The organism is Saccharopolyspora pogona, assembly GCF_014697215.1.
GTDB lineage: Bacteria > Actinomycetota > Actinomycetes > Mycobacteriales > Pseudonocardiaceae > Saccharopolyspora > Saccharopolyspora hattusasensis.
This window is the reverse complement of record NZ_CP031142.1, coordinates 1,730,137-1,742,193: the sequence shown is the minus strand read 5'-3', so window position 1 is coordinate 1,742,193 and position 12,057 is coordinate 1,730,137. Positions and strand designations below refer to the sequence as shown.

Here is a 12,057-nt window from a genome sequence, read left to right as displayed (position 1 = left end):
TTTCCGGTCAGACCTTTGAAGTTAGTTACGCTAACAACATAGACTGGCCGGGTGACGGCTGCTCCCACGTCCGGGCCGACGAAGGTGGTGGCGTGGGCGGTTGTCGACATCCGGGAGCAGTTCGGCGCCGGTGCGGCGACGCCGTGGCTGATCTCCGGGCTGTACCTGGCGACCGCGGGGCGGCTGGCGGATCTGTTCGGGCCGCGCCGGGTGTTTCTGGCATCGCTGGTGGTGGCCGTGGCGGCGTCGAGGAGCGCGCCGTTCGCGCCTGGGCATCGGGACGTGCGCGGCGGGTGTGGCGATGCTGCGGGCGCAGGCCGACCGGCTGGGGGCGCTGCCAACGGGGCATTGAGCGTGCTGGCCATCCGCGGTCAGGTGATGATCGCGATCGGGGCCGGTGGTCGGCGGGATGCTGGTGGGCAACCAGGCGCTTGGCGGGACTTATCTTCGGACCGCGTTGACGTACGTGGCGTTCTTTGGTTTTCCGATGTGGTTGCAGAGCGCGCGGGGTTTGCCGCCGGGACAGGTCGGTTTGGTGGTGGTGCCGATCGCGTTGCTCGCGATGGCGTCCGTGGCGTTAGCGGGTCGATGCTGCCAAGGGTGGAGCCTTGGCTGGTGCTGTTGGCGGGGTCGGCGATGTTGTTGGCCGGCTGGGTCGGGTGGATGCTGCTCGACACCACGGGGTGGCGGCGTTGGTGGCCGTGGCGGCGGTGCTGGGGGTGCCGAACGGGTTCAGCAACATCGGGAACCAGTCGACGCTGTACCGGCAGGCGTCGGCGCGTGATGCCGGGATAGCTGCGGGGCTGTTCCGGACGTCTCAGTATGTTGGTGCCAACATCGCGGCTGCGGTGATCGAGTTGTGCTTCGCGGGTCCGGCCAGTGATCCGGGGTTGCACCGGCTCGGTGGCGTGGTCGTGGGGATCAGCGCGGTGCTGCTGGTGGGGTTGGTGGTCGGGCGCCAGTCCCGCTGAGCGGGTGGTGCTGCGCGCTGGTCTGCTGCTGGAGTTCGGTTTGCAGGCGGGGCCTGCGTGTGCTGTGGAGGTGGCCCCTTTGGTTCGCGGCAGTGTCGGTGATTCCTCTGCCGCCTTTGATTCGCTGTTCAGCGAGGTGTTCTCGGGGGCGTCGGGGGGTGCTTCGGCGTCGGAGCGCGGCTTGGCGTTGGGCACGTTGCTGGATGCGCAGGCGCATGAGGTGGTGTCGAAGGCGGTTCGGGCAACTGTGGACTGGGGCAGCCGGGAGTTGGACGGTGCGCATCTGCTGTGGGCGGTGACGCAGGTGCCGGCGACGGCGGAGTTGCTGGTTTCTTCCGGGGTGCGGGTGGAGGAGTTGGCGGCTGCCGTGCGGTCGGCGGTGGTGGCGCAGGATTCGGGGGTGGTGGGGCGGCCGGTGTTGTCGTCGGCGGCTCGGCGGGCGTTGTTGGGGGCGTATCAGCAGGCGTTGGGTGAGGGTGCCGATGTGGTGGGGGCGCGGCATCTGGTGTTGGGGTTGGCCGTGGATGCGGATTCGGTGGCCGGGCGGGCGTTGGCGCGGGCGATCGAGTTGGGTGATCGGGGTGGGGCTCGGTCGGTGTTGAGCGTGACGCCGCGGTTGGACGAGTTCGGGTTGGATCTGACGGAGTTGGCGCGGGCCGGGAAGTTGGATCCAGTGGTGGGCCGGGATGCCGAGATCGAGCAGGCGATCGAGGTGTTGGGGCGGCGGTCGAAGAACAACCCGGTGTTCGTGGGGGATCCGGGGGTTGGGAAGACCGCGATCGTGGAGGGTTTGGCGCTGCGGATCGTCGAGGGTGCGGTGCCGTGGTCGTTGGCGGACATGCGGGTGGTGTCGCTGGATCTGGCGGGGATGGTGGCCGGGGCGAAGTACCGGGGGGAGTTCGAGCAGCGGTTCCGGGATGTGCTGTCGGAGATCCGGGCGCATCGGGAGAGCGTGTTGGTGTTCATTGATGAGATTCACAGCATCGTGGGGGCCGGTGCGGGTGAGGGGTCGATGGATGCGGGCACGATGCTCAAGCCGGCGTTGGCGAGGGGTGAGGTGCGGTTGATCGGGGCGACGACCGTGGAGGAGTACCGGCGGCACGTGGAGAAGGATCCGGCGTTGGAGCGCCGGTTCGCGCCGATCATGGTGGCGGAGCCGTCGGTGGCCGAGGCGGTGGTGGTGTTGGAGGGGTTGCGGGAGAAGTACCAGCGGCATCATCGGGTGCGCATCGATGATTCGGCGTTGTCGGCGGCGGCGGAGTTGTCGCAGCGTTACATCGCGGATCGGTTCTTGCCGGACAAGGCGGTGGATCTGCTGGACCAGGCTTGTTCGCGGGTGCGGTTGCGGCGTGGTGGTGAGGTGCGGGAGTCGGCGGTGTTCGAGCCGACGGTGGTCGCTGATGACGTGGCGGATGTGGTGGCGTCGTGGACCGGGATTCCGGTGGCGGATGTGAGTGCGCAGGATGTGCAGCGGTTGTTGGGGTTGGAGCAGCAGTTGCGGTCGCGGGTGGTCGGTCAGGACGCGGCGGCGGCGTCGGTGGCGGAGGCGGTGCGTCGGGCGCGGGCGGGGTTGGCGGATCCGGATCGGCCGATCGGGAGTTTCTTGTTCCTGGGGCCCACTGGGGTGGGCAAGACGGAGTTGGCGCGGGCGTTGGCGCATGTGTTGTTCGGGGATGTGCAGCGGTTGTTGCGGCTGGACATGGGGGAGTTCCAGGAGAAGCACACGGTGTCCCGGCTGGTGGGTGCGCCGCCGGGGTATGTGGGTTATGGCGAGGCGGGGCAGTTGACTGATCGGGTGCGGCGGCAGCCGTATTCGGTGGTGTTGCTGGATGAGGTGGAGAAGGCGCATCCGGATGTGTTCAACACGTTGTTGCAGGTGTTGGATGCGGGGCGGTTGACGGATTCGCAGGGCAGGTTGGTGGATTTCCGCAACGTGGTGGTGATCATGACCTCGAACATCGGGGCTGATCGGGTGCTGGATGCGGGGGCGGATGCTGGGGAGTCGGCGTTGGTGGTGCTGGAGGAGTTGCGGGCGTTCTTCCGGCCGGAGTTCATCAACCGGATCGATGATGTGGTGGTGTTCCGGCCGTTGGGGGCGGAGCAGTTGCGGCGGATCGCTTTGTTGTTGTTGGAGCGCACGGGGGCGCAGTTGGCGGCCAAGGGGATTCGGTTGGTCGTGGGGGATGCCGGTCTGGATTGGTTGGTGGATCGGGGGTATCAGCCGGAGTTCGGGGCGCGGCCGTTGCGGCGGGTGATCGCGCGGGAGTTGGACAACCGGTTGGCGTCGATGGTGTTGGCGGGCACGGTGTCGGCGGGTGATCAGGTGTCGGTGGATGTGGCGGGTGGTGAGTTGTCGTTGGTGGTGACGTCGGTGTGGGAGCCGGTGTCGGGTGGGCGGCATGCGGCGCCGGTGGAGAGTGCGGTGGAGAGTGCGCAGCCGGTTCAGCGGCACAGCGTGTTCGGGTGAGGCTTGCCCGGTCAACCGGCGGGGTGGCCGGGCAAGTGTTTCCTGGTCAGGTGGCTGGTGTTGGGGGCCAGGGGATTTCGGTCAGGGCGGGGATGAGGGTTCGCTCTTCGTAGTCGAGGTGTGCGTGTAGTTCTCGGGCGAGGCGGTCGAATTCGGTGCGGAACTCGTGGGGGTCGGCGTTGGTGATGTCGGCCAGCAGGGCGAGGATTTCGTCTTTGATATTCGCGACGGTGCGGTGTTCGGCGCGGAGGCGGTCGAGGGCGTCGCGCAGGTGCGGGTGGTGGTGGGCGAGGGCGGGGAAGATGTGGTCGTCTTCGCTGGTGTGGTGGAAGGTCAGGAATTCGCAGAAGGCCAGGCAGTGCTGGCGGATCTGCATGCCGAGGCTCGGTGGTTGGTGGTCGCTGCTGGTTCGGGCGGTGAGGTGGGTGTGGGCTTCGGTGCGGACGTGCTGGAGTTGGGCGCGTAGCCAGGCGTGGACCTGCAGGAGTTTGTCGGCGAGGTTGGTGATCTCGCGTGTGGCGGCTGTGGGGTCTTCGGTGCGTTGGAGTGCGATCACGGGCAGGGTTCGGTTGGTGCGGGTTTGGTAGTCGGCGTAGCCGGGTGCTGTTCGGGTGATGTGTTCGAAGAGTTGGTCGCGGTGGGGTCCTTCGGCGGGGACGGCGATGGCTTCGAAGGTTTCGGTGCCGATTTCGACCTGGACCAGCGGGTGGGCGAGGAGGTTGTGGTACCAGGCGGGGTGGTGGGGTGCGCCGAGGTTGGAGCCGGTGATCAGTAGTTGGTCGCCGTTGCGGACGTAGCCGAATGGGACGGTGTGCGGGCGTTGGGTTTTGGCGCCGGTGGTGGTGAGCAGGAGGAGGTCGTTGCCTGCGAAGGGGCCGCCGACTTTGCCCGCGTTGGTGCGGAATTCTTCGATGATGGTGTGGTTGAAGGACATGCTGTGCTGGTGTCTCCAGGAGTGTTGGGGCGCGCGGGATCCCGTGGTCTGGAGCTCGATCGAGCAGGGTGCAGCTGCCGGCGGGAGGGTGCCGGGTGCTGTGGGAGACAGGGGCTGCGCGCGGAATTGGTATGGGTCAGGCGCGGGGTGCGGAGTGCCTGTTCATGGCGTGATCCCTGGGTGAAGGTGCTCGCCCGGTTGTCGATCTGCCCACTGCTCTCTAATCGGCGCCACGCGGCACGCCGGTATTCAACCATGCGTTCGCCGAGCACCGGCAGGGGCACGCCGATCGGGTGATGTTTGTCGGCTGTGGGTGCACGAGGCCGCGGGGGAGGCGGTGGCGCGGGCCCGGGAGGTGGTGGGCCGACGTTGATCGAGGTGAAGTTGACCCGCTACTACGGGCATTTCGAGGGTGATCAGCAGACCTACCGGGGCGAGGAGGTTTCGCGGGCGCGGCGGGATCTGGACTGCTTGCGTCGGTTCCGGGCTCGGGCGACCGGGGCCGGGCAGGCCGCCGAGCGGTTGGCCGCTGATGGGGTGCGGCTGGTGGTCGTGGATGAGGCTACGCCGCGGTGCAGCATGGCCACCGACATTGGTGGAAGTCCTGCTGCGCTACAAGCGGCTGGACGGTGTCACCGAGGCGTTGCAGGCGGTGCATGCCACGCTGCTCGGCGGCGACCGGCAGGCCATCGACACGCGGGCGTTGCTGGCGTCGGTGCAGGTGCCGGTGACGGTGCTGTGGGGCGGTGCCGACGAGATCTTGCCGGTGCCCGTCGAGCGCGCAGGTGGTAGCTGGGAGGTAGTCGACGGGTGGGGCACATGCTGCACATGGAGCATCCGCACGTGGTGCGCGATGCGGTCTTGAGCAGGCTCTGAGGCCGTCACAGTCCGGTGGTGCCCCGGTCGGCCGGTTGCGGGATCGGCTGGCCGGGGCGCTGTTGTTCCCGGGTTTTGCCACCTCCACAGTGCTGTCACTCTGCGCTACAACACGCCCCGTTGAGGGACGGTGGATCGTCGCCCAACTAGGCAGATCCTCGGCGCGCCACCACCTCACTGCCACCTGATCGAGACCAAATACCACACGAACGTGGCGAGCCTTGTTGGCTCGGCCGGTGGCTCCTACGGTGGGAGGTGCGGTTGAGCAGCCGCCACGGCGTACCTCTTGCGTTGAGCGCAGCGGCGAGTTCCCGGGCCCGTGGCCAACCGAACCGTCGATACGCAACCAGGGGAGGTAGCGTGATCGTCTCCAGATCCAGCATGCCACCGGCCGCGTGGGCTCGCGGCGGCCACGCGATCGTCGCGCCACACACCGCTGAGGATCCCGTCGCCGCGCACGCGAGCTGCACTTCCGCGCTGCGGCTGGCCGTGGAATGGCCCGCCTCGGGTGTGGTGGTGGTCCGCATCGGTGGCGAGATAGACCTGGCCACGGTGCCCAGACTCACCGAGCTGATCCGCCAGCGCCTGACCGCCGCGGCCCTGCAGGCCATCGTCCTGGACCTCTCGGAGGTGTCCTTCGCCAGCAGCGCCGCCATCGAACTACTGCTGCATACCCAGCGCCGCGCCGACCACCGCAGCACCAAGCTGTTTGTGGTCCCCGGTCACGGAGCGATGCTGCGGCTGCTGACGATCACCCGGCTGCGCGAACGGTTCGTGTGCCGGGAATCCGCCGCCCAAGCCGTCGCCGAAGCGCGCTTGTGACACCCGCGCTCCGCCCTGCTCAGCCGCCGGTGCCGCGGGCGAGGTGATCGGCCAGCGACGCCCACCTGTCGTCGGCGGCGTACGGGCTCCAGCTGCCCGGGTCGTTGGACCAGTACACCTCGCGCCGCATGGTCGGCTTCGGCGAGCACGTCGTCGACGTAGTCCAGCGCGCCCGGCTTGGTGGCGTCCAGCCCGAACTCACCGACGATCCGCGGCGCGCCCAGGCGGCGTGCGGGTTCGGCGTTGCTGGCGAACCCGCACGGTGGCCAGGGTCAGCGTGCGGGTTCGCCCCGCGTAGCCCTGGCCGGAGTCCAGCAGACCGGGTACAGGTGCGGGGCGTAGGCGATGCGTGCCTCGCCCGGCCGCGGTTCGGTCAGCGGTGGCAGCGCCGAGGGCAGGCCCTGGCCTGCTGCGCCCCAGGGCTAGGAGCAGGGCACCGCGCTCCGCCGGAGGATGGCAGGATTTCCGCCATGAGAACGTACGTCGCGCTGCTGCGCGCGGTCAATCTCGGTAGCCACGGCCGCCTCGCCATGGCCGACCTGCGCGCCCTCGTCGCCGCCGCAGGACACGGCGACGTGGCGACCTACCTGCAAAGCGGCAATGTGGTCTTCACCTCCGAACACGACGACCCCGAGGCGCTGGCCGCGGACCTGGGCAAACGGCTGGCCGACGAACTCGGCGTGGACACCCCGGTCATGGTGCGCACCGGCACCGAGATCACCGGCATCGCCGCGCACCACCCGTTCCAGGACAGGCAAAGCGACCACGCCAAACTGCACGTGGCATTCCTGGCCACCGAACCCGACGCCGACCGCGCCGCGCAGCTGAGCGTGCCCGAAGGCTCGCCCGAAGAACTCCAGCTGACCGGGCGGCAGCTGTACCTGCACTACCCGGCCGGGGCGGGCCGCTCCAAAACCACCGCCGCCTACCTGGAAAAGCGGCTCGGGGTCGCCATCACCGCCCGCAACTGGAAGACCGTCACCGCACTGGCCGGCCTCGCCCAGCAACGATCATGACCAAGCTCTCGGCGGCCTGCCCTAGGCCACCGGCCCGGTGAACCGGCGCTGACCCGCTCACGGCCCCCACGCGATCAGGGCCTCCGCCACGGCGACCTGCACCTCGTTCAGCCCGGCATCGCCGTCGGCGACGTCCCACAGGCAGTTCTGCAGCACCCGCCCCAGAGTCCAGCCCACCGAGCGCTGCCGGTCCAGGCCCAGCACCTCGACCATCGCCTCGAACCGGCGCCGCACCGCCCCTGCCACATCACCAGAGGCCACCACCTCGTCCCAGCGGTTGTGCAACGCCGGCATCAGCTCGAAACCCGGGTCACCGGCCAGCGGCTGCGGATCGATGGCCAACCACGGTTCCCGCTGCCCCGCCAGCACGTTGTCGTAATGCAGATCCCAGTGCAGCAACCGGTCACCCGCCTCGCCGCGCAACTCCGCGACCACGCCCGCACAATGCTCCAGCAGCCGTCGCTGCGCCGGATCGGCCAGCCGCGCGCACGCGCCCGGAGCGCCGGTGAGCATCCCGGCTGCCACATCGGACAGTTTCCGCAGCCCAGCAGGAGCGGGCACCGAGCTCAACCGCGCGAGCAGCCCGGCCAGGACCCGTGCCGCCGCCACATCATCGTCCACACTGGACAAAGAACGCGTCGCGAGCCGCTCCAGCAGCATGCTGCCCGAGACCGGGTCGTGCTCCAGCAACCGCACCGCACCCCGCCCCGTCCCACACCCGCAACCCCACCGGCTCCCCGGCGGTGTCGGTGGTGACCGGCTGCAACTTCAGCACCGCAGCGCTGCCGTCGTCGCGCACGACGGGCAGCACCAGCGCCACCATGCCGTGCAGGGCGGCGCCATCTGGGCACAGCCGCCACGCCGTCAGCTGCTTCTCGGCCAGCTCGGGAAGCTCATCGATCCACGGGGAAGCACCGAAGAACTTGCGATGGGTGGCCGCCAACTCGGCCGGAACCACCACAGCAGAAGACATCGCAGAACCACTCCTTCGTCAGGGATGAACACGCGGACGAAGAAGCAGCGGGCGGGCCACGAACACGTCAAAGCACGCCAACCCACCCTAGCCGCAGGCAGGCCGGCCCGCTGCCGCCAGTCAACCGCGGTTCGAGGGTTCTCAGCTCATCGGCGCTGGAATTCCGGGTCAGATCGACGAAAAGTCTCCGTGACGACTTCGTCGCGCTGCCATTCATCGGAGGCCGGGTCAGCAGCGCATTCGGCCGTCGGCGCTGTTCGCCGCGCGGGCCCTGCAAGGGATGTGCGCCATGTTCACTGGTGGCAGGAAGGAACGGGGATGGCGAGTCGACGGAAGTTCACCGAGGAGTACAAGGCCGAAAAGGCCGAAGCGGTCGCGTTGGTGGTCGAGTCTTGCCGATCGGTGAAGGATGTAGCCCACAGCCTTGGTATCCACGAGAACACCTTGAGCAATTTGGTGTCTTTGGCCCGCGCCGGACCCAGGTGGAACACCAGCAGCGAATAGGTGTTCATCGCCAGGCAGTTGCCCAGCGTCCGCGCCACCGGCACCGAAGCGGCCCGTCACCGTCGACACCCGGATGTCGCAGGCTGCCGCCAACGCGATGCCCGCACCCACGCAGAACCCGGAAACCGCCGCGACTGTGGGCACCCTCGTGCGCTCCAGCCGTTCCAGCACCGCCTCCATCTTTCGCTCGTAGGCCACCCCGTCCTCGCCGGAGGTGAATTCGGTGAGCTGGGAGATGCCGGTGCCGGCCCGAACGCCTCGTCCCCGGCGCCGCGCAGCACCCGGATGTCCTCTTCGGTATCCGCGGTCTCGCACGCCGCGACCAGACCGTCGTACATCTGCCAGCACATCGCGTTGCGCTGCTGGGGCTGGTTGAACGTCACTTGCAGCACGGCCCCCTCGCGGGCGACCAGCAACTCCTCAGACCTGCCTCTCCTCAACGGTGCGGGATGCCTCCGGCGCGCTGGGCCGGAAGAAACTGCGAACGCCGCGGGCGAGCACCGGCCCGGCCAACAGCACCACCGCCAGCGCCAGGATCACCACCGCGATCGGCTTGGTCAGCACCAGCCACAGGTTGCCGTGCACCAGCGCCGACGACTGCACCAGCGCCTTCTCGAACAACGCCCCGATGACCACCCCGACCACCAGCGGCAGCTCGAAGCGCTTCATGCCGTAGCCGATGACCCCGAAGATCAGCACCAGCCACCCGCTGGAGAAGTTGTTGTCGATGGCGTAGGCCCCGACGAAGCTGGTGAACAGGATCAGCGGATACAGGTAGGCGTACGGGATGCGCAGCAGCTGCGCGAACACCGGCGCCAACGGCAGGTTGAGCACCAGCATGATCACGTTGCCGATGAACAACGACACCAGCAGACCCCACACCAGCTCCGCTGCTCCCCGAACGGCAGCGGCTCCGGCTGCACCCCATGAGCACCTCCTTCACATCGCGGGCGTCGACCCTGGTCTCCGCAGTGAACCGCGGCGGCCAGAGTTTCACCTTCCCGCCCCGCGCCGCACCGGAACGCACCACCAGCGTCGCGCCGTCCTGGCCGAGCGGGTCGGCCAGGACGATCGCGGCGGCTTGGTTCAGCCGGTGCCCACGACAACCGCACGCGAGGAAGCGCTCGATTGGATGGCGCCGGGCTGGGCGGACGTCGGAATCGAAGGCGTGTTGTGGTCAGGGTTTCGAGTCGACCATTGACCAAATCTGGGGAATGTCGTCTCAGCGGCCCGGGTTCTGGAGACGAGTCGCGGGTGGCGGGTACTCGACCGCCGCCCGCACGGCCTGCGCTACCAGCAGCGCCGCGTAAGAATCGAGACGGCCCGCCGCCCGGCGCGGGTGGCGAACCTCCAGCAAATGACCGCGATGTTTTCAGCACATGGCCGCCAGAGTCCTTCGCATGGTTCATCAAGCAGCACCGTATACCGGTGCTCCCGCGAATTCGGCCGTGTGGCGGGGTCACCGCCGGTATCGAGGGTGATGGTGGCACGTCGGGCACATCGGTCGGCATGCCCGGATCGTCCCGGCCGCGTCGACCAGCGTTACGCGCTGCGGGGTCGGCACGCCGCAGCGGGTGCACGGTGCCTGTTCGTCGCTGCAACTGATGGTCACGGCTGTCGATGGTTCATGCGTGCTCACGGTGTTCGCTCTCCGTCGACCAAGGCTTCGGCCACGGTGTCGTGGCAGTCCGGCAACGAGTCCAGCCCGGCGACATGTGACGCGTGTTGGGAGTGGGAAATTGGTGACCTCGCCATAGCGAGTCCATACGTCCCTGCTGCCGCGGGTGATGCGGGCGACCCACGTCGCTGGCTTCGACTGCCATGCACCGCTGAGCACGACCTGGTGGTCAGGTTTTGCGGAACTATCGGGCAACGTCACTGCCAGCAGGGCTCCGTGACGTGCGCTGAACGTATGTTTCCTATGCCGGTATGGATTCGGAAAGGTGACGCATGAATCTTGAGGATCCCTGGTATCGCAACGCCAGGCGCGGGGCAGCGGCAGTCGAGCACGAGTTGGCGTTACGGGCCGACCTGATCGCGGGCGCCTTCTCCCGCTGGCGGCGGACGACAGGGCACTGCTGGGACGAGGAGTTGACGGGCTCCCCGGAGCGGATTTTCTGCTTCCAGCTGGACGGACGCTGGTACGTCGGCTTCAAGACGGTGTCCGATTACGTCGTCGACCACGGCATGCGGGGCTTGTTCTGCAGCCGAATCCGCTGGCACAACGTCGTCGGTACGTTGACCGGTCTGCGTACCTCCGCCACGGGCGTGCGAGTGTGCTTCGACCCGCTGGACATTCCTGCCCGTCGTGCCGCGTTCGCGGCGATCACCCCGACGACCGAGCTTCTCCACCCCTTCCCGAAGCACGAGGAACCGGGCAGGGAGACCGGTAGCCCGGAAGAGGGCTGGTTCGTGTCCCCGGAGCGGGCGGAGTTCCTCAACCTCGGCGAGTCACACATCCGCGAGTACACGGTGGACCGACTGGGTCCCGGCTTCCGCGACCGCTCCGGCGTCGTCGCGTACGACCCCGGCTGTTCGACGGGGAAGTTCCTCTCGACGTTCGCCTCGGTCAACCCCGACGGAATCCGCACGGTCGGGCAGGACCTCAGCGAGCAGATGGTGAAGTACGCGGCCAAGCACCTGGACGAGGTGTATCACGGTGACGCGGCGAAGCCGTACCTCGGCAACGAGTCCGCTGACATCGTGTTCGTGCGATTCCTCAACTTCGAGGTCGTCACGACCGCCCAGGCGCGGGAGATCCTGCCCGCGCTGGTGCGCACGGTCATGCCCGGCGGCCTGATAGTGCTACTCGGGCACACCCCGCTGCTGGTCGGAGCGGCCGAACTGGCTGATGAGAACCTACGCGTCCGGCAGACCACCGCACGCCAGGACGATCACGTGTTCCAGTATTACGTGTGCGAGAAGCCTCTCGCCTGAGCCGCTTCAGCCGAGCACCTCCTCCCCAGTCACACCGCGCGACACACGAGTTATGCGCGGCGAAACGGGCATATGGGACCCGTAGGGTTTCACCCGTTGCTGCCTCGGAACCTTGGTTCTGAGGCAGCAACACGCCCGAAGAACCGGCGGTGGTGTAGGGCGATCTCGCTACCGCGCGCGCATGACCAACTCCGCGCCGTCGACCTGGGCTGATGGTCCGCCTCGCTGTCGGTCGTGATCACCGCCCGATACACCCGCCTGCCAGGAAACTCGTCGGATTCCTCGGTGTAGCCCACCACCGCGTCGCCTTGCCACACCTGCACCTGCGCGTTCGGCTCGCCGGAGCCCAACGCGCCGCGCGTGACGGTCAGGCCGAGAGTTGGCCAGCTGGCCGCATCGGGACCCAGTAGGTCGCGCAGTTCCTCTGCGGTCAATGCTGGCGTCGCCATGACCTGGCACGGTAGCGCCCACCTGCGGTGCTGATCGACCCCCGACCGAGCATCACCCGGCTCAGCGACGGCGCCTCACGCGTGAGCGATGCCGCGCGACTGCTGCTG

11 protein-coding genes and 3 pseudogenes are annotated in these 12,057 nt (G+C 68.2%); 8 read left to right on the top strand and 6 right to left on the bottom strand.

The window, feature by feature from the left end; all coding sequences use genetic code 11:
- Window positions 1-608: 608 nt before the first annotated feature.
- Entirely contained in the window at window positions 609-971 is a 363-nt protein-coding gene (locus DL519_RS45880) for a hypothetical protein (RefSeq protein ID WP_223838547.1), read from the top strand.
- Window positions 972-1,050: 79 nt separating this feature from the next.
- Entirely contained in the window at window positions 1,051-3,438 is a 2,388-nt protein-coding gene (locus tag DL519_RS07740; RefSeq protein WP_397544934.1) for an ATP-dependent Clp protease ATP-binding subunit, read from the top strand.
- 46 nt (window positions 3,439-3,484) lie between these two features.
- On the opposite strand, the gene DL519_RS07735 is transcribed toward DL519_RS07740, so the two are convergent.
- Entirely contained in the window at window positions 3,485-4,372 is an 888-nt protein-coding gene (locus DL519_RS07735) for a nitroreductase/quinone reductase family protein (RefSeq protein ID WP_190813539.1), read from the bottom strand.
- Between the two features lie 309 nt (window positions 4,373-4,681).
- Between DL519_RS07735 and DL519_RS07730 the strand changes: the two are divergent.
- The 3 genes and pseudogenes from DL519_RS07730 to DL519_RS07720 all read left to right on the top strand — a co-directional run.
- Window positions 4,682-4,831, top strand: a pseudogene (locus DL519_RS07730) (thiamine pyrophosphate-dependent enzyme); the annotation flags it as partial.
- 97 nt (window positions 4,832-4,928) lie between these two features.
- Window positions 4,929-5,237 (top strand): hypothetical protein, encoded by a 309-nt coding sequence (locus tag DL519_RS07725; protein ID WP_190824600.1) that lies wholly within the window; start codon window positions 4,929-4,931, stop codon window positions 5,235-5,237.
- A 371-nt stretch (window positions 5,238-5,608) separates the two neighbouring features.
- The gene (locus DL519_RS07720; protein ID WP_190813537.1) at window positions 5,609-6,070 is read left to right on the top strand and encodes an STAS domain-containing protein; all 462 of its coding nucleotides are present in this window, start codon (window positions 5,609-5,611) and stop codon (window positions 6,068-6,070) included.
- A 19-nt stretch (window positions 6,071-6,089) separates the two neighbouring features.
- On the opposite strand, the gene DL519_RS07715 is transcribed toward DL519_RS07720, so the two are convergent.
- Window positions 6,090-6,272: a hypothetical protein gene (locus tag DL519_RS07715; protein WP_190813536.1), complete on the bottom strand. Its 183-nt coding sequence runs from the start codon at window positions 6,270-6,272 to the stop codon at window positions 6,090-6,092.
- Between the two features lie 268 nt (window positions 6,273-6,540).
- Here DL519_RS07715 and DL519_RS07710 point away from each other — a divergent pair, with 268 nt between their 5' ends.
- Window positions 6,541-7,086 carry a DUF1697 domain-containing protein gene (locus tag DL519_RS07710; RefSeq protein WP_190813534.1) on the top strand — a complete coding sequence of 182 codons (546 nt, stop codon included), beginning with the start codon at window positions 6,541-6,543 and terminating at the stop codon, window positions 7,084-7,086.
- A 57-nt stretch (window positions 7,087-7,143) separates the two neighbouring features.
- Here the strand turns inward: DL519_RS07710 and DL519_RS07705 are convergent.
- Window positions 7,144-8,059 (bottom strand): annotated as a pseudogene (locus DL519_RS07705) (aminoglycoside phosphotransferase family protein).
- A gap of 318 nt (window positions 8,060-8,377) precedes the next feature.
- Between DL519_RS07705 and DL519_RS45875 the strand changes: the two are divergent.
- Entirely contained in the window at window positions 8,378-8,563 is a 186-nt protein-coding gene (locus tag DL519_RS45875; RefSeq protein WP_223838546.1) for a transposase, read from the top strand.
- Between the two features lie 69 nt (window positions 8,564-8,632).
- On the opposite strand, the pseudogene DL519_RS48480 reads toward DL519_RS45875, so the two are convergent.
- Together DL519_RS48480 and DL519_RS07695 are read right to left on the bottom strand one after the other, a co-directional pair.
- Window positions 8,633-8,743, bottom strand: a pseudogene (locus DL519_RS48480) (enoyl-CoA hydratase-related protein); the annotation flags it as partial.
- A 240-nt stretch (window positions 8,744-8,983) separates the two neighbouring features.
- The gene (locus DL519_RS07695; RefSeq protein ID WP_223838545.1) at window positions 8,984-9,445 is read right to left on the bottom strand and encodes a tripartite tricarboxylate transporter permease; all 462 of its coding nucleotides are present in this window, start codon (window positions 9,443-9,445) and stop codon (window positions 8,984-8,986) included.
- A gap of 1,068 nt (window positions 9,446-10,513) precedes the next feature.
- Between DL519_RS07695 and DL519_RS07690 the strand changes: the two genes are divergently transcribed.
- Window positions 10,514-11,500 (top strand): class I SAM-dependent methyltransferase, encoded by a 987-nt coding sequence (locus DL519_RS07690; protein ID WP_190813532.1) that lies wholly within the window; start codon window positions 10,514-10,516, stop codon window positions 11,498-11,500.
- An 89-nt stretch (window positions 11,501-11,589) separates the two neighbouring features.
- Here DL519_RS07690 and DL519_RS07685 read toward each other — a convergent pair whose 3' ends face one another.
- On the bottom strand, window positions 11,590-11,949 hold the full coding sequence (locus tag DL519_RS07685; protein ID WP_190813530.1) for a hypothetical protein: 360 nt from the start codon (window positions 11,947-11,949) through the stop codon (window positions 11,590-11,592).
- Window positions 11,950-12,057 lie beyond the last annotated feature (108 nt).